The organism is Rhizobium sp. EC-SD404 (assembly GCF_902498825.1).
Classification (GTDB): Bacteria; Pseudomonadota; Alphaproteobacteria; order Rhizobiales; family Rhizobiaceae; genus Georhizobium.
On sequence record NZ_LR701459.1, the window covers coordinates 907,089 to 931,304 of the forward strand.

Consider the following 24,216-nt stretch of genomic DNA (forward strand, 5'->3'; position numbering starts at 1 on the left):
AAAGCGCTTTCTGTCTGCTGGGATCGCATCTGCGACATAAAGTTTCACGCGAATGAGCAGACTGGCAAGGAATTGTCGCCATGCGTCATTATTTCCCGTTGCGCAACTTGCGCCGCCCGGAGCTTTCTGGCATACACCGCTGCGATAGGACAGGTTTGCTGTCCTATTTTCGGCGCGGCCACACCTGCTCGAACCGAGGCCTGTCATGGCCGCGAGACAGCACTATAATGGCCGAGATGGCGGTGCCATGCGGCCGGCGCGGGGGTGAACCGACGCACGGCCAGGTGGGCGCCCAGTCAGACGAATTGAACTGAATGAAGACGGCATTTTCGATAAAGCGAAAACGCCCGCTCGATTGACCGCCCGAGACACGTTGCCGGGCTGAATGGCAATGCAAGGAACGCCGCAGCTGCGGCAGGAGGAAGGCACGATGACGACGTTTTCGCCATCTGAAGACATGATCCCGACGAGCGCCGTTCAGACGGCTGCAACCGAGACGTCTTCGCGTGCCGAAGACAAACCGGTTGCGCCACGACGACTGCCCGCCGCGCAGGGGCTCTACAATCCGCGCAACGAGCATGATGCCTGCGGCGTTGGCTTCATCGCCCACATGAAGGGCGAAAAGTCGCACCAGATTGTGTCCGACGGCCTCGCCATGCTCGAGAACCTGACGCACCGCGGCGCCGTGGGCGCCGATCCGCTGATGGGTGACGGCGCCGGCCTGCTCGTGCAGATCCCGGATGCGCTTTTCCGTGAAGACATGGCCGCGCAGGGCGTGACCCTTCCGGAAGTCGGCAATTACGCGGTTGGCTACGTCTTCATGCCGCAGGACGAGGCGCTGCGCGCGCATATCGAGGCGATCATCGCCGACGTCGTGGAGGCCGAGGGCCAGGTTCTGCTCGGTTTCCGAGACGTGCCGGTCGACAACTCGTCGCTGTCCAAGGCGCCGGACATTGCCGCGACCGAACCGTGTCACCGCCAGGTGTTCATCGGCCGCAATCCAGAACTCGTGTCCGTGCAGGAATTCGAGCGCCGTCTCTTCATTCTGCGCAAGGTCATTTCCAACCGCATCTACGCGGAGACGAACGGCGTCGACAACGGCTTCTATTTCGTGTCGCTGTCGTCGCGGACCATCGTCTACAAGGGCATGTTCCTGGCCTTCCAGGTGAAGGCCTATTACAAGGATCTGGCCGACGAGCGCTTCACCTCGGCGGTCGCCCTCGTGCACCAGCGCTTCTCGACCAACACATTCCCGTCCTGGAAGCTTGCGCACCCCTATCGCATGGTCGCGCATAACGGCGAGATCAACACGCTGCGCGGCAACGTCAACTGGATGGCCGCCCGCCAGGCTTCGGTCTCCTCGCCGCTGTTCGGCAAGGACATCGAGAAGCTGTGGCCGATTTCCTATGAAGGCCAGTCGGACACCGCCTGCTTCGACAACGCGCTCGAATTCCTCGTTCAGGGCGGCTACTCGCTCGCTCACGCCGTGATGATGCTCATCCCGGAAGCCTGGGCCGGCAATCAGCTCATGACCGCCGAGCGCAAGGCGTTCTACGAATATCACGCCGCACTGATGGAGCCGTGGGATGGCCCGGCCGCCGTCGCCTTCACCGATGGCGTTCAGATCGGCGCGACGCTCGACCGCAACGGTCTGCGCCCCGCACGCTATATCGTGACGGACGACGACCGCATCATCATGGCCTCCGAAGCCGGCGTCATCACCGTGCCCGAGGAGAAGATCGTCAAGAAGTGGCGCCTCCAGCCGGGCCGCATGCTGCTGATCGACATGGAAAAGGGCCGCATCGTTTCCGACGACGAGATCAAGTCGGAAATCGCGACGATGCACCCTTACAAGGACTGGCTGAAGCGCACCCAGCTCATTCTGGAAGAGCTGAAGCCCGTCGAGCCGCGCGCGCTGCGCCGCGACGTGTCGCTGCTCGATCGCCAGCAGGCTTTCGGCTACACGCAGGAAGACACCAAGATCCTTCTGTCGCCCATGGCGACGACCGGCCAGGAAGCCATCGGCTCGATGGGAACGGATACGCCGATCTCGGCCATGTCGGACAAGTCGAAGCTGCTCTACACCTACTTCAAGCAGAATTTCGCGCAGGTGACCAACCCGCCGATCGACCCGATCCGCGAAGAGCTCGTCATGAGCCTCGTATCTTTCATCGGACCACGCCCGAACATCCTCGACCACAAGGGCGCTTCGAAGAAGAAGCGTCTCGAAGTGCGTCAGCCGATCCTGACCAATGGCGATCTGGAAAAGATCCGCTCCATCGGACATTCGGAAGATCTGTTCGACACCAAGACGCTCGATCTTACCTACCCGGTGGACGAGCGCGCCGAGGGCATGAAGGCGGCGCTCGATCGTCTCTGCGAGCGTGCCGAGACGGCCGTCAACGGCGGCTACAACATCATCGTTCTTTCGGATCGTCAGCTCGGTCCAGATCGCATCGCCATCCCGGCGCTGCTGGCGACGGCAGCCGTGCACCATCACCTGATTCGCAAGGGCCTGCGCACTTCGGTCGGCCTCGTCGTGGAATCCGGCGAGCCGCGGGAAGTGCATCACTTCGCCTGCCTCGCGGGCTACGGCGCGGAAGCGATCAACCCCTATCTCGCCTTCGATACGTTGCTCGACATGCACAAGCGGGGCGAGTTCCCGCCGGAAGTGGAAAGCCACGAAGTCGTCTCGCGCTACATCAAGGCGATCGGCAAGGGCATTCTCAAGGTCATGTCCAAGATGGGCATCTCGACCTACCAGTCCTATTGCGGCGCCCAGATCTTCGACGCGGTCGGCCTGTCGAGCGGGTTCGTGAAGGATTACTTCACCGGCACCGCCACGACGATCGAAGGCGTCGGCTTGGCAGAAGTTGCCGAAGAGACGACCCGGCGCCACGATTCGGCGTTCGGTCCCGATCCGGTGCTGGCGCACTCGCTCGAGATCGGCGGCGAATACATGTACCGCCTGCGCGGCGAAGGCCACGCCTGGACGCCGGATGCGGTCGCCACGCTTCAGCATTCCGTGCGCGGCAATGCCCAGGACCAGTATCGCGCCTTCGCCAAGATGGTGAATGAGCGGGAATCGCGGATGAACACGATCCGCGGCCTCTTCGCGATCAAGACGGCGGAGGCCGCCGGCCGCTCGCCCGTCCCGATTGAGGAAGTTGAGTCCGCACAGGACCTCGTCAAGCGCTTCTCCACCGGCGCCATGTCCTTCGGCTCGATCAGCCGCGAGGCGCACACGACGCTGGCGCGCGCCATGAACCAGATCGGCGGCAAGTCCAACACCGGCGAAGGCGGCGAGGAAGCCGATCGCTATCTGCCGCTTCCAGGTGGCAAGGCGAACCCGGAACGGTCCGCGATCAAGCAGGTCGCGTCCGGCCGCTTCGGTGTGACGACGGAATATCTCGTCAATGCCGACATGATCCAGATCAAGGTCGCGCAGGGCGCCAAGCCCGGTGAAGGCGGTCAGCTGCCCGGCCACAAGGTCGATGCGACGATCGCCAAGACCAGGCATTCCACGCCCGGCGTCGGCCTCATCTCACCGCCGCCGCACCACGACATCTATTCGATCGAGGATCTGGCGCAGCTCATCTTCGATCTGAAGAACGTCAATCCGGAAGCGGACATCTCGGTCAAGCTCGTCTCGGAAGTGGGCGTCGGCACCGTTGCCGCGGGTGTCGCCAAGGCGCGCGCCGACCACATCACCATCGCCGGTTTCGATGGCGGCACCGGCGCTTCGCCGCTGACGTCGCTGAAGCATGCCGGTAGCCCGTGGGAAATGGGCCTCGCCGAAACACACCAGACACTGGTGCTGAACGGCCTGCGCTCACGCATCGCGCTGCAGGTCGATGGTGGCCTGAAAACAGGCCGCGACGTGGTCATCGGGGCACTACTCGGTGCCGACGAATTCGGCTTCTCGACCGCGCCGCTGATCGCGGCAGGCTGCATCATGATGCGCAAGTGCCACCTGAACACCTGTCCCGTCGGGGTGGCGACGCAGGACCCGGTTCTGCGCAAGCGGTTCAAGGGTACGCCCGAGCACGTGATCAACTACTTCTTCTTCGTCGCCGAAGAGATCCGCGAAATTCTCGCGTCGCTCGGCGTGCGGAAGCTGGACGAGATCATCGGCCAGTCGGATCTGCTCTACAAGGACGACCTGATCGATCACTGGAAGGCCAAGGGTCTTGATTTCAACGGTGTCTTCTTCAAGCCGGACGCACCGAAGTCGGCGATCCGCTGGACCGAACGCCAGGTCCACCCGATCGATGACGTTCTCGACCGCAATCTGATCGAACAGGCGATGCTTGCGCTTGAAACCCGCAAGCCGCTCCAGTTCGAAGTGCCGATCCGCAACGTTGACCGGTCCGTGGGCGCCATGCTCTCGGGCGAAGTTGCCAAGCGCTTCGGCCACCGTGGCCTGCCGGACGACACCATCTCCGTCACCTTGCGGGGCACGGCCGGCCAGTCGTTCGGCGCGTTCCTCGCCCACGGGATTTCGTTCGATCTCGTCGGCGACGGCAACGATTATGTCGGCAAGGGCCTGTCGGGTGGCCGCATCGTGGTGCGCCCGCCTGAGAATTCGCGCGTCGTCGCCGAAAACTCGATCATCGTCGGCAACACCGTGCTTTATGGCGCGATCGAGGGCGAGTGCTACTTCCGAGGCGTCGCCGGCGAGCGGTTTGCCGTGCGCAACTCCGGTGCGGCCGCTGTCGTCGAAGGCGTCGGCGATCATGGCTGCGAATACATGACCGGCGGCATCGTCGTCGTCATCGGCGAAACCGGCCGCAACTTCGCGGCCGGCATGTCGGGCGGCGTCGCCTATGTTCTCGACGAGGACAACACGTTTGCCTCGCGCTGCAACATGGCGATGGTCGAGCTCGAGCCGGTGCCGGAAGAGGACGACATTCTCGAGAAGCTGCACCACCATGGCGGCGATATCGCCCACAAGGGCCGCGTCGATGTGTCGGGCGACATGACCCGCCACGACGAGGAGCGGCTGGTGCAGCTCATCTCGAACCACATGCACTACACCGGTTCGACGAGGGCCAAGGAGATACTCGACAACTGGGCGGACTTCCGGCCGAAATTCCGCAAGGTCATGCCCGTCGAGTACCGCCGCGCGCTCGAAGACATGGAGCGCATGCGAATGGGCGTCGCTGCCGAATAAGGCACAGCAAAGAGCGAGGATCGGGCGCGCGACAGATCGCGCCCGTCTTCCCCTCATCGATCGAATTCAAGGATTTAAGCCGTGGGCAAGGTAACAGGTTTTCTCGAGATCGACCGGCAGGTGGCGAAGTATCAGCCGGCATCCGACCGCATTCGTCACTTCAAGGAATTCGTCATCCCGATGTCGGATTCGGAGATTTCCAAGCAGGCTGCGCGCTGCATGGATTGTGGCATTCCCTATTGCCATGGCCCGACAGGCTGCCCGGTGCACAACCAGATCCCGGATTGGAACGACCTCGTCTATTCCGACAACTGGGACGAGGCGATCCGCAACCTGCATTCGACCAACAACTTCCCGGAATTCACGGGCCGCATCTGCCCCGCGCCCTGCGAAGAAGCGTGCACGCTGAACCTGGAAGATGCACCGGTCGCCATCAAGACGATCGAACAGGCGATTGCCGACAAAGCTTATGAGCGCGGCTTCATCGTGCCGCAGCCCGCATCGCGCAAGACCGGCAAGAAGGTCGCGGTGATCGGTTCCGGCCCGGCCGGGCTTGCTGCCGCCCAGCAGCTGGGCCGCGCCGGTCATGAAGTTCACGTCTATGAGCGCGAAGACAAGCCCGGCGGGCTGCTGCGCTACGGCATTCCGGACTTCAAGATGGAGAAGCATTTCATCGACCGTCGCGTCGAGCAGATGTCGGGCGAAGGCGTCACCTTCTTCTGCGGCGTCAATGTCGGCGTCGACAAGAAGGTCGAGGAACTGCGCGCGGAATACGATGCTGTGCTCTATGCGGGCGGCTCAGAAACGCCGCGCGACGCCGGCATCCCGGGCGTCGAACTGCACGGCGTCCATGACGCGATGCCCTATCTCGTGCAGCAGAACAAGCGCGTCGCGCGCCGCAACATCGACAGCATCGGCTGGCCGTCCGAGCCGGTCGTCGCCGGCGCCAAGCACGTCGTGGTCGTCGGTGGCGGCGATACGGCGTCGGACTGTGTCGGGACCGCTTTCCGCCAGGGTGCCGTGCGCGTCACGCAGCTCGACATCCGCCCACGGCCGCCGGAAAAGGAGGACAAGCTCGCCGTCTGGCCGTTCTGGGCCACGAAGATGCGGACATCTTCGAGCCAGGCTGAAGGTGCCGAGCGCGAGTTCCAGGTCGGCACGCTGGAGTTCGTCGGCGAAGACGGCAAGCTCATTGGCGTAAAGTGCTGCCAGGTCGACGAGAAGCGCGAGCCGATCGCCGGTTCGGAATTCGTCATCAAGGCCGACCTCGCCTTCATCGCCATCGGCTTCCGTGGTCCGTTCGAGGACAGCGTCGTCGGCGAGATGAACGGCCAGCTGAAGATCGGCAAGGACCGGCGCGGCGCCACATTCGTCGAGGCCAACGACCAGGACTACCGGACGTCCGTTGATAAGGTGTGGGCGGCAGGCGACGTGCGCCGCGGCCAGTCCCTCGTCGTCTGGGCTATCCGCGAAGGCCGTCAGGCAGCGCGCGCGATCGATCTGGAGTTGATGGGCGCAACCATACTGCCGCGCTGACGCAACTGCGCAGAGACACATAACAAAAGCCGGCCGCCGAAAGGTGTGCCGGCTTTTTGCGTCTGATCAGTTGGCGGTGATCGTCTCGGCGAGGCCAAGCCCGGGGTCGCCGGCGGCCTCTGCCCGCTCATCGCTGCGATCGGCGGCATCGGCCGGGGCAGGGCGGGCATCGGCGCCTTGTGGCGCTGGCGTTGCGGTGGGTGGCGTTGCGGTGCGGCGCGGCCAGCGGAAATCGTCGGCGCGCCCGGCGGGTGCCGCCGCTGCCAGACCTTCCTCGACCAACCGGTCGCGCGGCGAGCGCAGTTCCGGCTCTGCGTAGGTCTCGCCATTGCCGAGAAGTGTGGTCGCCCCATCGAGCGCAGGGTCGGTGATGCCGATAGGCGCGGTGCGGGTGACGAGCACCGGAATACGCGGTCGCTCGACCTCACGCATCAGACCCTCATCGGCGCGGATGATGTCCTCGACAGTGGCGCTGACCGTGCCTTCGAGCAGGCGGCGGATCGGCCGCTCGGCATAGAATGCGAGTTTGCGCTTGCCGGCTGCCGTCATGTTGATCCCGTCGGATCCGCGCAGGCGCACCTGTTGGCCCTGGATGTCGGACCCGGTGGTGATGAAGGCGCCGCCTTCGTCGACGAAGCCGTCCCAGATATCTACGAAATCCGCCTCGGCGGCTTCCATCTGGTCGCGGTAAATCTGGTTGATCGCCAGAATATCGGCCGACATGCGCGGCGACTGGAAGGCCGGTGCACCGACCCAGATCAGCGGCACTTCGGCTGCCTCGGCGATATCGGCGAGCGCATCGACGCGCGCCGCATATTCTCGCTTCCACCCATCGCTCAGAAGGTCGGCCGCGCCTTCGGCGGTGCTGAGCTGCTGTCGGTCGTTGGAGCCCAGCATCACGACGAGGGCCGCCGGCTGCGTGTCCTCGAGGATGGTCGGAAGACTAGCCGGCCAGCTGTAGAAATCGTCACGCACGAGGCCCGACGAGCCATTGGTGCTGGAAACGACGACCACATCGGTCGAGCTGGCAAAAGCCTCCTGCAGGCCTTCCGCCAATCCCGATGCCATGAAGTCGCCGATGACGAGCACGGTCTGCGCATCCTCGGCCTTCTCGACGATCGATGCGGCAGGGGTCGCAGCCTGGCGTGTCGGCCCGCCACTGGGCGATTGCGGCGATGCGCGTCGGCGCGCGGGTTGCTGCTGTTGCGGCGCCGGTTCGGCGCGCGGCGGCGGTGGTGGTGGGAATTCCTGCGAGCGTCGGGGTCCGAATATCAGGTCGATCACAGACCGGCGCTCGTAGCGCTCCTGAGCCGATGAGCTGGAAATCGGCATCGCGATGAGAATTGCGAGAACAATCATGACAAGCGAAAGCAGGCCGGCGGTTAAGCGCAGCCGGCTTGGCAAGGCCTGAGATGTCCGGTCCTGTCCGCCCGTCACGTAATCCTCGAATGCTCCTCAACGACAAACGGGCGCCGAGTGATCGGCGCCCGGTCGATAGATCAATCCTAGGCCGGCTGCCCCGGTCTTGCAATCGCCGCGCTACTGTCGAAGGCGCTGCAGAACGTTTTGCGATGGTTCGCCGTCCGTATCGAGGCCCATGCGTGACTGGAACTGACGAATGGCTTCCTGCGAACCGGAGCCGAGATTGCCGTCGATCTCGCCTCCATAATAGCCAAGCGATTTCAGACGCGTCTGGAGTTCGAACTTCTCTTCCATCGACAGCGTGCCGGCAGGGCGCGGCCAGCGTTGGGTCATGCCGCCGTAACCGGCGATCTGGTCGGCAAGAAGCCCGACTGCAAGCGCGTAGGAGTCTGAGTTGTTGTAGCGCTTGATGATGAAGAAGTTGCGGACCATCAAGAATGCCGGGCCATTGGCGCCTGCCGGCATCTTCAGTTCCGCATTGTCCGAGCCGCGCGGAAAGCCGCGGCCGTCGGGCCGCCGGAAGCCGAGCTGTTCCCACTGCGCGAGAGTCTTGGTCTGTCCATTGTACGCGCTGCCATTGCCCGGAGCGACCGCCTCGTAGCCCCAGGTCTTGCCGTTCTGCCAGCCATTGGAGGACAACAGGTTGGCAGCCGTCGCCAGAGCGTCGGGGATGGAGGTCCAGATATCGCGGCGGCCATTCCCGTCGAAATCGACCGCATAGGCCTGATAGCTCGTCGGAATGAACTGGGTGTGTCCCATGGCGCCTGCCCAGGATCCGCTCAACTGCTCGCGACGGATATCGCCGGTTTCGAGGATCTTCAACGCAGCGACCAGCTGCGTGCGCCCAAACTTGGCGCGCCGGCTATCCTTGTAGGCCAGCGTTGCGAGAGCCTGCGGCACGTAGTGCAGCCGCTCGGGGCGTTCCAGAACGTCGCCGTAGTTCGATTCCATCGACCAGATGGCGAGAAGCACCGAACGGTCGATGCCGAAACGCTGTTCGATCCGGGCGAGCGTCTGAGCGTGGCGCTGGGCCATCTCCTGACCCTTGCGAACGGTGAATGGATTGACGCGGCTATCGAGGTAGTCCCAAATTTCCGAGCGGAATTCGGGCTGGTAGGCGGCTTTTTCCAGGACTTCAGGGTCCGGGATCGTCACGCCTTCGAAAGCATGGTCATAGGTGGCGCGGCTGACGCCGCTTTGTTGGGCGACGCCGGCAAAATCCCGGATCCACTGCTGGAACCCTGCATCGGCACGCGCTACGGAAGGTGTCATCATTCCAAGGGCGAGCGTCAGGGCCAGGCAGGCCGACGTTTCTCTCAAAATCCGCTTCATGTCTCGTCCTCCTGAACCGTCGACTGCAACTAGCTGGCGTTTCGGCCGTTACCGCCTGATCCGTGTCTTCGATGGCCGCGAATCGCATGGTTTGCGGCAGGTTTTCCAACCGAAGGCCGAATGTTACGTCGATGAAGTCAATAAAGTCTTTACCATGAAATCTTGACCGGTCATTTTCTGCCCCGCGTCGAAGGCGACGCGAAGCAACATAGTGGCGTTTGGTCTAAGGTATTTGTTAGGCAACCGATCACGAGGGAACGAGAGTCAATGTCGACATTTAAAAAGGTCAGAAAAGCCGTGCTCCCAGTGGCGGGTCTCGGCACACGTTTCCTGCCTGCTACCAAGGCCGTGCCCAAGGAAATGTTGACCATCGTCGACAAGCCCGTCGTCCAGTATGTCGTTGAGGAAGCCGCTGCCGCCGGCATCGAGCATTTCGTGTTCGTCACCGGGCGCAACAAGGCGGTCATCGAAGATCATTTCGACATCCAGTTCGAGCTGAACGAGACGCTCGAAGCCCGCGGCAAGACAGCCGAGCTGGCCAACATCAAAGCGATGCTGCCAAAGGCCGGCTCGATGAGCTTCACCCGCCAGCAGGAACCTCTCGGTCTCGGCCACGCAGTCTGGTGTGCTCGCGATATCATCGGCGACGAGCCCTTCGCGCTGCTCCTGCCCGACATGCTGATGCAAGCCGACCGCGGCTGCCTGAGCGGCATGATGGACCTCTATGCGCAGTCGGGCGGCAACGTCGTGTCGGTCGAGGAGTGCCATCCCGATCTTTCGCACAAATACGGTATCGTCGGCATGGGCGAGGAACTTGGCGAAGGCTTCAAGATCACCGAAATGGTCGAAAAGCCGGCAAAGGGAACTGCACCGTCGAACTGGTTCATCAACGGCCGCTACATTCTGCAGCCGGAAATTTTCGACATACTGGAAACCCAGGAGCGCGGCGCGGGCAACGAGATCCAGTTGACGGACGGCATGTTGCGCCTGGCCGAGACCCAGGAGTTTGCCGGCTATCGTTTCCGCGGCAACACCTATGACTGCGGTTCCAAGGACGGGTTCATCAAGGCCAACCTTGCCTTCGCACTCGCACGCGACGATATTCGAAGCCTGATCGAAGACGATCTGAGGGCGCTGCTCGGCTGATCAGCGCCTGAGCGTAAGGCCGGCACCGATGGTGAGCGTATCGTAATCCTCGGTGCCGTCCTGCGTGGTCCGCTCGTAGGCGATGTCAGCTTCGAGATCGAGGTTGCGATTGAGAGACCAGACGAGGCCGGCCGACGCATCGTAGATATACTGATCGGCGATATCGAAGCCGTAATAGTCCCGCAGGGTGAGCCCACCGCCCAGACGCGCGAGAAGGTTGTCACGCACCGCATGGGTCAGGTTGATATAGAACCGTTGCGCCACCGATCCTGAAAGATCGGCCGTGGTCGAGCTTTCGATTTCCGTAAGCGCTCCGAATTGCACATCGGTGCCGCGCTTCGGGGACCAGTTGATCAAACCGTCGAGCGTGAAGGCGTCGATCGAGGCAAGCCGCGCATCGTCGACATCGCGGATCGCGTAACCTGCGGCGATTTCACCGAACCACTTCTCGCCGAGATCGATTTCGATCCCGCTTCGCAGACCATAGGTGGTCGCGGATCGTTCAAATCCCGACCGATCGATCTCCTCGTCGAATTCGGCGCGGCTAACTTCGCTTTCGATGAACGGCGACAGGATCGCCGAGGCCGCATAGGCGAGCCGGCTGCGCAGCGAGACACTGGTCTGGTCGCGGTCGTCGAGTGCGACATCGGAACCGTCGGCAAGCCGCGCGCTTCCATAAAGCGAGCGCACGGCATCCACATCCACCGAGCCGCGGATCAGCCCGAACTCTCGGGCGAGGCCTGCTCCTGCGGAAAACTCGTGAATGGAGGCCTGCGCATCGGCGCCGATCACTGCGTTCGGATCGGTATCGTCCTCGCGCTCGAAATCATAGCCTGCGCGCAGCGTCGCCGTCGTCGGCCCGCCGAGATCCAGGCGCAGAATCGTGTCGATCTCGGCACTGGGGTCCGTCGCTCCCTCACCACTGAGATTTTCCTGGAAGACGCCGCCGCCGATAACCGACAGCTGATGCCGCGACCAATCGGAGCGCAGGTCGAAACGACCGTCGGTCTGGGTGAAAATGCGGTCTTCGCCGCTCGATTGCTGTTCGCTGACGATGCGTTGCGTGAGCGAAGGCCGCAGAACGAAGGTTCCAAGCCGGATACCGTCGGCTTCCGTCGGCTCCGGGCCCCGCCGGCGCAATTGGCCGTTCACCGTTTCAGTGCGCGGGTTTTGCCGCCCGTCGATGCGGATCGGCTGAGCCGGCTGGGGTGGGGGTAATTCCTCCGCGATCAACTCCTCGATCGTCGGATCGTCGGTGATCTCGTCGGCGCTGTCGGTAGTGAGCGAGCTTCCAAGCGCGATGGAGGCATCGGGCGTGTCCGATACCTGTGCCCAGACCGGCGAGGAGAGCATGGTGCCAAGCAATAGGACGGCAAGCAGCGACGACCGGCGACCGACCGGCTTGCTCCGTTCTCCCGCCGCCCTTTCCGGGTAAGCCCGCATGAACCGCCTTGCATGGATAGAATGGATGACGGTCATTGCGAACCGTCACTGTGATTGCCAAATCGTAAACGCTCGTGGTTAACGCTTTCTTGCGGCTTGCCTCAGGGCGGTGTTCGCATGGACACAAGGCGCCAAACGGTCTAACGGAAACGCCATGTCGATGACCCAAACACAGGATGCTCGAAGCGAAATCACCGCTTCGGCGCTACGAACCCTCGAGATCGAACGTGCCGGCCTGGCCGCATTGCAGGCCGCGCTGGCCAACGGCCTCGGCGACCGGTTCCGCGAGGCCGTCGAGCACGTCCGAGCGGCGACGGGTCGCGTGATCGTCACCGGCGTCGGCAAGAGCGGGCACATCGGCTCCAAACTCGCGGCGACGCTCGCCTCCACGGGCACCCCCGCTTTTTTCGTGCATCCCGTTGAAGCCAATCACGGTGATCTGGGGATGATCGCGCAGGACGACCTGATCATCGCCATGTCGTGGTCCGGCGAAACGGCCGAATTGCGCGGGATCATCGCTTACGCCAAGCGCTTCCGCATTCCGCTGATCGGACTGACCTCGGGCGCGGAGTCCACGCTTGCCCAGGAAGCCGACGTGGCGCTGATCATGCCGAAAGAGCAGGAGGCCTGCCCCCACGGGTTGGCGCCGACGACCTCGACGATCATGCAGCTCGCGCTCGGCGACGCGTTGGCCATCGCACTCCTCGAAACACGGGGTTTCACCGCCAATGATTTCCGCGTCTTCCATCCGGGCGGCAAGCTTGGTTCGATGTTGACCCACGTTTCAGACCTGATGCACAGCGGCGATCGTCTGCCGCTGGTACCGATCGGTACCGGCGTTCCTGAAGCAGTCGCCAAGCTGTCCGAAAAGCGGTTTGGCTGCGTCGGCATCGTGGGCGAGGGCGGTGGACTGGTCGGCATCATCACCGATGGCGACCTTGCGCGTAATTTGGCGCGTGACCTGAGCGGTCTCCTCGTCGAGGAGATGATGACGGTCAATCCGAAGACGGTTGCGAGTTCAGTGCTTGCGGGAAGCGCTCTTGCGCTGCTCGAGGATCACAACATCAGTGCGCTGTTCGTTACCGATGAGAACCGTCGCCCTGTCGGCATCGTGCATTTCCACGATCTGCTGCGCGTCGGCGCGGCCTGACCGACACAAAAAACAGACGCTGGGCTAAGCCCGGCGCCTGTTCTTCAAATCAGTGATCATGAAGGTGCTAGATCAGATCCAGCCCTGCAACTCGCGCCGAACGACGCTCTCGAGCACCCGCATCCCATCCTCTGAATCGTTGAGGCATGGAATATGCGTGAACTTTTCGCCGCCGTGCTCCTCGAAGATCTCATGCGCCTCGCCGGCAATTTCCTCGAGCGTTTCCAGGCAGTCCGAGACGAACCCGGGATTGAGGACGGCGATGCGCTTCACGCCATCCTTGGCGAGCTGCTCGACTGTCTTGTCGGTATAGGGCTGCAGCCATTCCTCGGGCCCGAAGCGTGACTGGAAGGTCGGCCGGAACCGGTCCTTCGTCCAGCCGAGACGCTCGCGCACCAGACGCCCGGTCTTCATGCAGTGGCAGTGATACGGATCGCCGCGCTTGAAATAGGATTGCGGAATGCCGTGGAAGGAAGCGAGCACGACTTCCGGTTCCCAATCGAGCGTCGCCAGATGCTTCTCGATCGAGGTCGCGATGGCGTCGATATAGACGGGATCGTCGTGGTAGGGCGGCACCGTGCGGATCGCCGGCTGCCAGCGCATCGCGAGCAGCGCCTCGAACACCTTGTCGTTCACCGTGGCGGTCGTCGTCGCCGAATATTGCGGATAGAGCGGAAAAACCAGAATGCGATCGCAGCCTTCCGCCTTCAACGCGTCGATGCGTTCGGCGATCGACGGCTTGCCGTAGCGCATTGCCCAGTCGACATGGACGTTCGGGTGGTTCGCGAGCGAAGCGCCAAGGCTATCGGACTGGTTGCGCGTGTAGGTGCGCAGGTAGCTCTCATCGAGCTCCTTGTTCCAGATTTCCTCGTACGCCTTGCCGACCCGCTTCGGACGGGTATTGAGCACGATGCCGAACAGGATCGGGTACCAGAGCGCCTTCGGCCATTCGATGACGCGCTTGTCGGTGAGAAACTCTTTCAGATAGCGCCGCATGGAGACCGGGTCGGTCGCATCGGGCGTGCCGAGATTGACCAGCAACACGCCCACCTTGCCGAGCTTCACCGGCGGGTGGTCCGCAGGCAACGTCATGGCAGGATCTGCCACATCGAAATCGAGATTGACGTGCTTGTTCATGGTTGGGGCGACCCTTGTCTCGGCATCCACCTGGAATGACCTCTCACATAAAGGCGACGCGCCAATTTTCAATCATTCCAATTTGTCGCATGAAACGACTGCATAACAAAAGCCCGGATACGAGGATCCGGGCTTTTGGTGTTTCAGGGACTTTCGACCGCGATTACGGCTGAGCCGGGATCACCAGCTCGGTGCCGATGTCCAGATCGCGCGCCTCTTGCGACGGGTTTGCGTCGGCAATGGCCTGCCACATCATGCCGTCGCCGTAATATTCCTCGGCGATATCCCAGAACGTGTCGCCACGGGCGACCGTGTGGGTGCGCTCACCGGCATCATCGGCGGCCGGGGCAGCTTCCTCGGTTGCTTCCGGTCCCATCGGCGCCGGCGTAGCAGCAGGTGCTTCCTCGGCCATGTCCGCAGGCTCGGCCGGCTCGTCAGCCGGTGCCGACGGGGCAGGTGTCGGAGCAGGCATCGTTTCCGCTGCGTCTTCCTCGGTCGCTGGCATCTCGGCCGGCATCTCGGAAGGTGCGGCCTCTTCGGTCATCGGTGCTTCCGCAGCCGGAGCTTCCGGTTCGGTCGTTTCAGCAGCTTCAGGGGCCTCAGCTTCAGGGGCCTCGGTCGCCGGTGTTTCGGTTTCCATCGCCTCCTCGGCTGCCGGTGCGACCGGCTCTTCGGTCGGCGCCTCGGCTTCCGAGGCGGGCTCTGCGGTCATCTCTTCGGCCGGAGCCGGAGCAACTGCTTCCTCTTCAACCGGAGCGGCCGTCTCGTCTGCAGGTGTAGAAGCGTCGGACGCATTGGCGTCGATGATGCGGCCTTCGAGGAACGGCTCGTAAGGCTCGTTCTCGGCCAGGTAGTCGGCAACCACCTGCTCGAGGCCCGGGCCGTAGTCGTAGGCGTTCTCGCCGTCGGTCGCGAACATCTCGTAGCCGTCGCCGCCGCCGCGCATGTAGTTGTTGGTGGCGACGAGATAGGTCGCTGCCTCGTCGATCGGCGCGAAGCCGCCATTGCCGTCGGCGACTTCGACCGAAACGACGCGGCTTCCGGCCGGCTGCGTGGCATCGAAGGTGTAGCGCATGCCGGCAACCTGGGCGAAGCGGCCTGCTTGTTCTTCATACTGGCTGAGGCCGTTTTCCAGTGCAGCAACGACGCCCGCGCCGGAAAGTCCAAACGTCGCCAGCGTGTTCTGGAAGGGCAGCACGCCGAGCACGTCGCCCATCGTGATCTCGCCTTCGTCGATCGAGGCGCGAAGACCGCCGCCGTTCTGAATGACGAGCTGCACGCCCTGATCGGCCGTCTGCCAGAGCATCGCATCGGCAACGAGATTGCCCATTTCGCACTCGCCCGCACGGCAGTTTTCGCGCGAGCCGTCGATGGCGGTCGTCGTTTCGGAGACGCGCTCCAGCATCAGGTCCTGGATCGGCTCGGCAAGTTCGGTCACGCGCGCCGCGACTTCCGCGTCGGGCTCGACCGATGAATCGAGCAGGTGCGGATCACCGGATGCCGACGTGACGTTGCCTTCGTCGTCGAATTCGACGCGTAGTTCACCGAGATACTTGGAATAGGCATAGGCCTGCACGATCGGCACGTCCGTGCCCGACGGGTTGGCCACCATCGTCGGGTAGGCGCCAGCTGCACCTTCTTCGGTGTTGGACAGGAGCGTGTGCGAGTGACCGCCGACGATCACGTCGATGCCGTCCACGGCAGCGGCGATCTCCTGATCGCGCACATATCCGACATGCGACAGAAGGACGATCTTGTTGACGCCTTCGGCTTCAAGCTCTTCGACCGCACCGGTCAGATATTCGATCTCGTCCTCGAACGTGATGTCGTCGCCAGGCGAGGAGGTCTCGTCCGTGTCTGTGGCCAGAACGGAGACGATGCCGATGCGCTCGCCGCCAAGCTCCTTGATCAGATAGGGCTCGTATTTCCCGGCCAGCAGCGAACCTTCGGCTGCGACCGTATTTCCGGAGAGAAGCGGAACGTCGACCTGCTCGATGAAGGCATCCAGGGCTTCCGGGCCATCGTCGAATTCGTGGTTGCCGATCGCCATCGCGTCGAAGCCGATCGCGTTCATGAACTCGGCTTCGGCTTCGCCTTTGTAGGTCGTGTAGAACAGCGAACCCTGGAACTGATCGCCTGCGTCCAGCACGAGCACGTTGGCGCCTTCACCGGTCAGCGCATCGCGGCGCTCGTCGATCTTCGTCTTCAGCCGCGCAACGCCACCGAAACATTCGTTGGCTTCGGCATCCTCTGCAGAACACGTCGCATCCGACGAGTTGATCGCCTCGATACGCGAGTGCAGATCGTTGATATGCAGGATGTCGAGGGTGAAATCGGCATGGGCCGCGCCCGCGGAAAGGGCGAGCGCAGAGACCGAAATCGCCGCGCGGCGAAAGAATTTTGACATGAAAGATAGGCTCCCTGTTGATCCCGCTGCTTGCTGCCAGCTTGGTACATGGCTTTTATGACAGCTTATGCGGCCAATGGTTTCATCATGGCCAAACGAGCGCAAGCGCAAAGAACAGGCGCTCCGACCAAAATCCCGGCGAAGTCTCAGGGAGAGTTAACCGGCGCCTATGCGGCGCCGGTTAGGAGAACGTCGTTCAGCCGACAGCCTGGCGGGCAAGCGAGAACTGCGCGCCGGCGTCCGAAGTGCAGTTCAACTGCGTCGGGCTGACGATCGCGCAGTTGACCGTGGAGGTCGTGCCGCGAACGCGCGAGGTCAACTGAATTTCGACCAGGCGATCTGAGCGGTACTGGTAGTTTCCGTCGGCCAGCAGGCTGTTCGTGTCGGTCGTTCGTGTCTCGAATCGACCGCTGTTGAAGCTCGAAACGATGCCGTTCGGATCGACCCAGGTGCCTTGCAGTTGGTCGCGCGGTTGCGGCGCCTCGCGCAGCACGGGAGCCGGACCGTAATTGACCGACTGACACGCTGCCAGAAGTGCAGCCAGGCCGGCGATGGATGAAATGCGGACGAGGCGGTTCATGTAATTTATGTCTCCCGTTGATAGCGGGCTTGTCGTTAGCCCCCGCTGTGGCGAATGCGCGTGCGCCATGTTGGTTCCTGTGCTTCTGCAAGGCTTTGGCTCTGTGGCGATTGCGCCACAGTCCTGCCGTGCTGAAGCCTATGGCCGAGGATGCAGCGCGCAATCGTCTTATGCAAGTGCGCGCCGCAGCGTCCGATTAGCGTACGAGAATATTGCGGAACTGCCAGGGATCGCTCTCATCCAAGTCTTCCTGGAACAAGCCCGGCCGGCCTTCCAGCGGCGTCCAGTCGGTATAATGCCCTTCGACCGGGCCGAGATAGGGCATCTGGACTTCCAGGCAGCGCTTGTAGTCCATCTCGTCGGCTTCGACGATGCCGGCTTCCGGGTTCTCGAGCGCCCAGACCATGCCCGCGAGCACCGCCGAGGTCACCTGCAGGCCCGTAGCGTTCTGGTAGGGTGCCAGTTCGCGGGTTTCCTCGAGCGACAGGCGCGAGCCGTACCAATAGGCGTTCTTGTCGTGGCCGTAGAGCAGCACGCCGAGTTCGTCGACGCCGTCGACCAGTTCGTCCTCGTCGAGCACGTGCAGCTTCGGCTGCTGGGTGCCGCCATTGCCGAACATTTCGTGCAGCGAAAGAACGGCATCGTTGGCCGGGTGATAGGCGTAGTGGCAGGTCGGGCGGTAGGAAACCTCGCCCTTCTTGTCGCGCAGCGTGAAGAAGTCCGCGATCGAGATCGATTCATTGTGCGTGACGAGGAAGCCGTACTGTGCGCCGGGAGTTGGGCACCATGTGCGCACGCGCGTGTTGGCGCCGGGCTGTTCCAGGTAGATCGCGGCCTTGCAGCCGGACTTGTGTTTCTTGGCGTTCTTTGGCTTCCACTTTTCGTGCGTGCCCCAGCCGAGTTCGGACGGCTGCAGGCCTTCCGAGATGAAGCCTTCCGCCGACCACGTGTTCCAGAAGACGTTCATCGGCTTCGGGTTCTTGGTGCGCTGCGTGTCGCGCTCGGCGATGTGGATGCCCTTCACGCCGACTTTCTTCATGAGCTTGGCCCAGCCCCGCTGATCGGCTGCTTCCGGCTCTTCGAACTCCACATTGAGCTCATTGGCCAGGTTGACCACGGCCTGCTTCACGAACCAGGAGACCATGCCCGGGTTGGCGCCACAGCACGATACGGCAGTGATACCGCCGGAGTTCTTGCGCTTTTCCTCGCGGACCGTTTCGCGAAGCGCGTAGTTGGTGCGCGTGGAATTGTCGGCGGTCTTGTCGAAATAGAAGCCGAGCCAGGGCTCGACGACCGTGTCGATATAAAGAACGCCCAGCTCGCGGCAGAGCTTGATCAGATCCAGCGACGAGGTGTCGACCGACAGGTTCACGCAGAAGCCACGGCCTTCGCCTTCCGTCAAAAGCGGTGACAGGAGATCGCGATAGTTTTCCTTGGTCACGGCCGACTGGATGAACTTGACGCCGTGCTTGCTGAGAATTTCGGCATTGTCGTCGCGCGGATCGATGACGACGATGCGGTTTTTGTCGTATTTGAAATGCCGCTCGATGAGAGGAAGCGTGCCCCGCCCGATCGATCCGAAACCGAGCATGACGATCGGTCCCGTGATATCGCCGTAAACGGGATAATCCTTGCCTGACATGGTGAGCTGCTCCTGAGCGCGATGGCCGGACGCGGCATTCGCGTCCATCTGTTCCTGTTGGACCGCGCTAAAGCATGTTTTCCCGTCACAATAAAGGGCGAGGCGACTTTACCCCTCGACCGTCTCCAGCTGTTGGAGCGCGTTGACGAGTTCGTCGCGCCGCAACCGAAGGCCTTTGTAGTCGAGCTCGGTCTCCTGCAGCGACTGAAGTTGACGGCGCAGCCCCGCAGCGAGACGAGGGCGATCGCCGTGTCGTTGCAGCGCTGCGAGCGGATCGACGTAGATGCGAATGGTGAAAACGATGCCGCCGGTCTCGGGCAACTTGCGCAGCGTCTGCCGCTCCACCCGAATGAATGCCGCGAGCGGATCGACGAACGGCGCCCCATCATAGGGCTGCGAGCGGGGATGATGCAGCTGGTCGTCGCCGTAGATAGACCAGTTCAGGCGCCAGACGGGACGCTCTACCCGAAGATTGTCGAACATCCGGACGATGAGTTCTGCATTGCGCGTCCCGGCTTGAAACCCGGGAACCGGCGCATGGATCTCGTCCATCGACCGATTGAATTTCGAGGCGAGGGACCATGACGAAGGAAATGAAAGCGATGCGGCCGTCAACCGCCACGCATCATCGACCTTTTCCATAGTGACAAGGTCTTCCTGCACAAGCCGTGAAGCCCGCTTCAATGGCGGCACGGATGTGTCGGCAAGATCGACGACGCGATCGACGCCGACGCCCATCCGATTGCCGTCGAGGCGATAGACATGCGGGAAACTGCTGGGCAGATACGCCATAAGCATCGCCAGAACTTCGTTTTGAGCGTGCCGGGACTGCGGCGTCTCCATGAACACGCGGGACGGGTGCTCGCTTTCGAGCCGATCTTTCTCAGCGAGATAGGAAGCGAGCCGATCATCGACTTCGATCCAGTCGGCGGGATCGAGTTGGCGCAAGCCGATCGTGAAGGGCTCGGCGGACCCGTCATAGGGGGTGTGGGCGGGAGCGTGGTTGATCACAGCCAATGTTCCGGTCGTCTGCGCCTGACATGGAAGACGCGCAGGATTTCAAGTTTATCGTTCGAAGCGCGATACGGAACCACGTAGGGAAGTCCCGGGATCGTCCATTCTTTCACATCGCTGCGATCGATCGGCCTTCCGATCCCAGGATTCTTGACGATGACCTCGACTGCTTTGAGGATACGGTCGGCAACCCGTCGCGCGGCGACCGGATTATCGGCGCCGATATGTTGGTGGAGCGACTCGAGGTCGCGAATGGCGACCCGCGTGAATTCGACCCTCACCGTCTAGCGGGGTCGATCTGATTGCTCGCCGTCGGGCAAATCACCCTCCGTCTGGGTTCCCCAGCTTTGAAGCCAGTTGACGACAGGGGCACCATCCACAACGTCGCCTCGATCGGCTTCGGCAAGAGCTTCATCGATAGCCGCGTAATATGCCCTTTGTTCCTCGACATAGGCGTTGATCGCCTCCTTCACGACGAAGGAGCGCGATCGGTGCTGTTGCCTTGCAACGCGGTCGATTTCGTCGCGCAGATCGTTGGGCAACCTGATCGAGAGCATCGAAGTCTCGTCCGACATCACATCCTCCGTCTTATACTGTATGACAATGTAAGACGGATCAGTGAGACCGTCAAAGCGCTTGCTCTTCCCGCTCCAGCGCCTCGATCTCGTCGATCAACCCTTCGATCATCGACAGGCCCTTGTCCCAGAAGGCGGGGTCGGACGCATCGAGGCCGAAGGGGGCCAGAAGCTCGGAGTGATGCTTCGTGCCGCCTGCCTTGAGCATCTCGAAATACTTCTCCTGAAAGCCTGATTCCGCATTCTGGTAGACAGCGTAAAGCGAGTTCACGAGGCAATCGCCGAACGCGTAGGCGTAGACGTAGAAGGGCGAATGGATGAAGTGCGGGATGTAGGCCCAGTAGGTCTCGTAGCCTTCTGAAATCCGGATCGCCGGTCCCAGGCTTTCGCTTTGCACCGATAGCCACAATTCGCCAAGTTGCTCGGCCGTCAGCTCCCCTTCGCGGCGCGCAGCGTGAACCTTGCGCTCGAACTCGTAGAAGGCGATCTGGCGCACGACCGTGTTGATCATGTCCTCCACCTTCTGGGCGAGCATCGCCTTGCGTTCGCGCTTGTCCTTCACCTTGTCGAGAAGCGCGCGGAAGGTCAGCATTTCGCCGAAGACCGATGCGGTTTCGGCAAGCGTCAGCGGCGTCGAGGCCATCAGCGCGCCCTGCCGACCAGCCAGCACCTGGTGCACGCCATGACCGAGTTCGTGGGCAAGCGTCATCACGTCGCGCGGCTTGCCCATGTAATTCACCAGCACGTAGGGGTGAACGGATGGGACGGTTGGGTGAGCGAATGCGCCCGGCGCCTTGCCCGGCCGCACTTCCGCATCGATCCAGTTCTGGTCGAAGAAGCGTTGGGCAATCTCCGCCATCTCGGGCGCGAAGCCCGCATAAGCCGAGAGTACGGTATCGCGCGCTTCCGACCAGCCGATGGCCGCCTGCGGCGTATCCGGCAGCGGCGCATTGCGGTCCCAGAACTCCATCTGCTCCATGCCGAGCCATTTCGCTTTCATGGCGTAATAGCGGTGCGAAAGCCTGGGATAGGCACGCCGGACGGCTTCCACGAGCGCGTCCACCACGTCGCGTTCGACGCGATTGGCGAGATGGCGCTGGTCGGCGATGTCCTCGAAACCGCGCCAGCGGTCAGAGATTTCCTTGTCCTTCGCCAACGTGTTGGTGATCAGCGAAAACGTCCGGAGATTGGCGCCGAGGGTCTCGGCAAGCGCCTTGGCCGCCGCTTCGCGCTTCGCCCGATCATGGTCCTGCAGAAGGTTGAGCGTCGGCTCGAGGCTCATGTCCTCGCCATCGACCGTGAACCGCAGCGCCGACATTGTTTCGTCGAACAACCGGTTCCAGGCGCCGGCGGCCGTCATCGCCTTCTCGTGGAACAGCTGCTCGATGCGTTCTTCCAGCTGGTAAGGCTTGTCCTGCCGCAGATCGACGATCCAGGGGCGGTAGTGACCCGTCAGCCGGTCCCGATCCATGGCCGCATCGACCTGCGCATCGTCGATGGCATTCAGTTCCAGCGAAAAGAAGAGGAGATGCGAACCGGCATCGGTCAGCTTCGCCTGCATGTCGCCGTAAAACTTCGCGTTCGCCGGGTTGCTGGTGTCGGAAAAATACAAAAGCCCCGCATAGGAGATGATGCGCCCCAACCGCTCTTCGATTGCCTCGAAGGCGGCGATCGCCGCGCCGAGACCCTCGTCGCCGTCTTTGCCGGCTGCCTCGCCGAGTTTGCCTTTCCAGCGCGCGGCAAAGGCTTGCGCATCGGCAAGCCCTTGAGCGACATCGGCTTTGAGGGCGTCGCTGTCCGGGCTTGGATAAAGATCCGCAAGCTGCCAGGTCGGCAATGCGCCGAGATCGGCTGCAGGACGTCGCGCCGCTGCCGCTTCGGTCGCTCTAGACACTTGTTTCGCCACGACATTCGTCATCGATAGATGTCCTCCAATGAAACGGTTTGGCGCAGGGTGACGCCGTTTGCGCCGTTCTGAAACGCGACCGTTAAAATGCGAGCCTTTCCGGCAAGCTGATCTTGAAGCTCCTGTGGGACTCTCTGGTCGAGCGTCCGATCCTTCAAGAGAAGAGTCCTAGCGAACATGGACCAGACAGCAAGCCCCAATGTCCTCGTCGTCGACGATGATCCCGTCCAGCGGCGCCTTTTGAAGGCCGCCGTCGAACATATGGGCGGCAACGCCTTCATGGCCGAGGATGGCGACATCGCGCTGGAGTTCCTGACGACGACGCGCGATCCGATCGCCATCGTCGTTTTGGATCTCAAAATGCCGCGCATGGATGGGTTGGAGGTCATGCGGCGCATGACGCAATCCGGCATAGAGGTGCCGGTGATCGTGCAGACCGGCCATGGCGGCATCGAAACGGTCGTCGAAGCCATGCGGGCAGGGGCCTTCGATTTCGTGGTCAAGCCGGTGGCACCTGAGCGTCTGGCGGTTTCGATCCGCAACGCGCTCAAGGTCGACCAAAGCGAGGAGCGCCATGCGGGCTTCCGCATGGATCCCGGTACTGGAATGGTCTCGGCAAGCCCTGCAATGGAGCGGGTCATGCACCTGGCGCAGCGGGCCGCTGCATCGTTGATCCCGGTCGTCATCGAAGGCGAATCGGGTGTCGGCAAGGAAAAGATCGCCCGCACCATCCAGCGCGCCAGCGATCGTCGCTACAAGCCCTTCGTCACCGTCAATTGCGGGGCCATTCCCGACAAGTTGGTGGAAAGCGTGCTGTTCGGCCACGAGCGCGGCGCCTTCACGGGCGCCACGGAGAAGCACCGCGGCAAGTTCATGGAAGCCAACGGCGGCACGCTGTTCCTTGACGAAATCGGCGATCTGTCGCCTGACATTCAGGTCAAGCTGCTGCGCGCCGTGCAGGATGGCGAGATCGAAACCGTCGGCGCACGCCAGAGCGCCAAGGTCGATGTGCGGCTGATCTCCGCGACCAACAAGAACCTGATCGAAGAGGTGAAGGCGGGCCGCTTCCGCGAAGACCTCTACTACCGGCTGAACGTGTTCCCGATCACCGTGCCGCCGCTGCGCAATCGCAAAGAAGATGTTCCGATGCTTGTCCGCAGCTTCGCCGATCGCTTCGGTCGCGAGCATGGCCTTCGCGGACCCGTGTCGATCAGCCCCGAAGTGCTTGCGATGCTCACGGCTTACGACTGGCCGGGCAATGTTAGGCAGCTCGAGAATGCCGTGTTCCGGGCCGTGGTGCTTTGTGACGACGGGCTTCTGACGCCCGATCTCTTTCCGCAGATCGCGGCGCAGCTGCCGGGCTACGACGTTCGCGAGGCTGGCGCGGGCCAGCGCGTCGCGGTGTCTGACGCGCCGTCGCTCTCCATGCCGGACGTGCCGCTTCAGCGCGGCTTTGCCGAAAGCCAGCAAAGAATCGCAAGCGGCCTCTCGCTCGCCGACCTCGGAGGAACTGCCAAGACAGGCAGCGTCGCCCGCGGAACGATCAATTCGATCGGCGACGACGGTGAGTTGCGCACCCTCAACGAGGTCGAGGAAGAAGTCATTCGCTTCGCGCTGCAGTTCTATTCGGGACAGATGAGCGAGGTCGCACGCCGTCTCGGAATCGGTCGGTCGACGCTCTACCGAAAGATCAAGGACTATGGTATCGACGCCGGACGGGCGATTGAAGTAGAGGCCTGAGCGGGGATTTTCG

16 protein-coding genes are annotated in these 24,216 nt (G+C 62.5%); 5 read left to right on the top strand and 11 right to left on the bottom strand.

Annotated features, from left to right (window positions below; translation table 11 throughout):
- Positions 1 to 430: 430 nt before the first annotated feature.
- Both gltB and GC125_RS05295 read left to right on the top strand, forming a co-directional pair.
- Entirely contained in the window at positions 431 to 5,173 is a 4,743-nt protein-coding gene (gltB, locus tag GC125_RS05290; RefSeq protein WP_151984362.1) for a glutamate synthase large subunit, read from the top strand.
- 81 nt (positions 5,174 to 5,254) lie between these two features.
- Complete coding sequence (locus GC125_RS05295) at positions 5,255 to 6,709, top strand: glutamate synthase subunit beta (protein WP_151984363.1); 1,455 nt, start codon at positions 5,255 to 5,257, stop codon at positions 6,707 to 6,709.
- A 66-nt stretch (positions 6,710 to 6,775) separates the two neighbouring features.
- Here GC125_RS05295 and GC125_RS05300 read toward each other — a convergent pair whose 3' ends face one another.
- Positions 6,776 to 8,146: an SGNH/GDSL hydrolase family protein gene (locus tag GC125_RS05300; protein ID WP_151984364.1), complete on the bottom strand. Its 1,371-nt coding sequence runs from the start codon at positions 8,144 to 8,146 to the stop codon at positions 6,776 to 6,778.
- Positions 8,147 to 8,248: 102 nt separating this feature from the next.
- Positions 8,249 to 9,463, bottom strand: a complete 1,215-nt coding sequence (locus GC125_RS05305; protein ID WP_151984365.1) for a lytic murein transglycosylase — start codon at positions 9,461 to 9,463, stop codon at positions 8,249 to 8,251.
- 267 nt (positions 9,464 to 9,730) lie between these two features.
- Here GC125_RS05305 and galU point away from each other — a divergent pair, with 267 nt between their 5' ends.
- Entirely contained in the window at positions 9,731 to 10,609 is an 879-nt protein-coding gene (galU, locus tag GC125_RS05310) for a UTP--glucose-1-phosphate uridylyltransferase GalU (RefSeq protein ID WP_151984366.1), read from the top strand.
- Here galU and GC125_RS05315 read toward each other — a convergent pair whose 3' ends face one another.
- Positions 10,610 to 12,088: an outer membrane beta-barrel protein gene (locus GC125_RS05315; protein WP_151984367.1), complete on the bottom strand. Its 1,479-nt coding sequence runs from the start codon at positions 12,086 to 12,088 to the stop codon at positions 10,610 to 10,612. It lies immediately after the preceding gene.
- A 124-nt stretch (positions 12,089 to 12,212) separates the two neighbouring features.
- Here GC125_RS05315 and GC125_RS05320 point away from each other — a divergent pair, with 124 nt between their 5' ends.
- Complete coding sequence (locus tag GC125_RS05320; RefSeq protein ID WP_151987587.1) at positions 12,213 to 13,202, top strand: KpsF/GutQ family sugar-phosphate isomerase; 990 nt, start codon at positions 12,213 to 12,215, stop codon at positions 13,200 to 13,202.
- 72 nt (positions 13,203 to 13,274) lie between these two features.
- On the opposite strand, the gene hemH is transcribed toward GC125_RS05320, so the two are convergent.
- The 8 genes from hemH to GC125_RS05360 form a co-directional block, all read right to left on the bottom strand.
- Positions 13,275 to 14,339 carry a ferrochelatase gene (gene hemH / locus GC125_RS05325; RefSeq protein ID WP_151984368.1) on the bottom strand — a complete coding sequence of 355 codons (1,065 nt, stop codon included), beginning with the start codon at positions 14,337 to 14,339 and terminating at the stop codon, positions 13,275 to 13,277.
- 163 nt (positions 14,340 to 14,502) lie between these two features.
- A complete protein-coding gene (locus tag GC125_RS05330) occupies positions 14,503 to 16,746 on the bottom strand; it encodes a 5'-nucleotidase C-terminal domain-containing protein (RefSeq protein WP_151984369.1) in 2,244 nt (747 codons plus the stop codon).
- A gap of 196 nt (positions 16,747 to 16,942) precedes the next feature.
- Positions 16,943 to 17,326 (bottom strand): outer membrane lipoprotein Omp10, encoded by a 384-nt coding sequence (omp10, locus tag GC125_RS05335; RefSeq protein ID WP_151984370.1) that lies wholly within the window; start codon positions 17,324 to 17,326, stop codon positions 16,943 to 16,945.
- 196 nt (positions 17,327 to 17,522) lie between these two features.
- Positions 17,523 to 18,968: a homospermidine synthase gene (locus tag GC125_RS05340; RefSeq protein WP_151987589.1), complete on the bottom strand. Its 1,446-nt coding sequence runs from the start codon at positions 18,966 to 18,968 to the stop codon at positions 17,523 to 17,525.
- Positions 18,969 to 19,076: 108 nt separating this feature from the next.
- Complete coding sequence (locus tag GC125_RS05345; protein WP_353617100.1) at positions 19,077 to 19,979, bottom strand: heme-dependent oxidative N-demethylase family protein; 903 nt, start codon at positions 19,977 to 19,979, stop codon at positions 19,077 to 19,079.
- Positions 19,976 to 20,263: a type II toxin-antitoxin system RelE/ParE family toxin gene (locus tag GC125_RS05350; RefSeq protein WP_151984371.1), complete on the bottom strand. Its 288-nt coding sequence runs from the start codon at positions 20,261 to 20,263 to the stop codon at positions 19,976 to 19,978. The genes GC125_RS05345 and GC125_RS05350 overlap by 4 nt, the downstream gene beginning before the upstream one ends.
- A gap of 3 nt (positions 20,264 to 20,266) precedes the next feature.
- Positions 20,267 to 20,557, bottom strand: coding sequence for a CopG family ribbon-helix-helix protein (locus GC125_RS05355; RefSeq protein WP_151984372.1), 291 nt, complete (start codon positions 20,555 to 20,557; stop codon positions 20,267 to 20,269).
- Between the two features lie 52 nt (positions 20,558 to 20,609).
- Positions 20,610 to 22,475 carry a M3 family oligoendopeptidase gene (locus GC125_RS05360; protein WP_151984373.1) on the bottom strand — a complete coding sequence of 622 codons (1,866 nt, stop codon included), beginning with the start codon at positions 22,473 to 22,475 and terminating at the stop codon, positions 20,610 to 20,612.
- Between the two features lie 165 nt (positions 22,476 to 22,640).
- Here GC125_RS05360 and GC125_RS05365 point away from each other — a divergent pair, with 165 nt between their 5' ends.
- Positions 22,641 to 24,203, top strand: a complete 1,563-nt coding sequence (locus GC125_RS05365) for a sigma-54-dependent transcriptional regulator (protein WP_151984374.1) — start codon at positions 22,641 to 22,643, stop codon at positions 24,201 to 24,203.
- Positions 24,204 to 24,216: the final 13 nt, after the last annotated feature.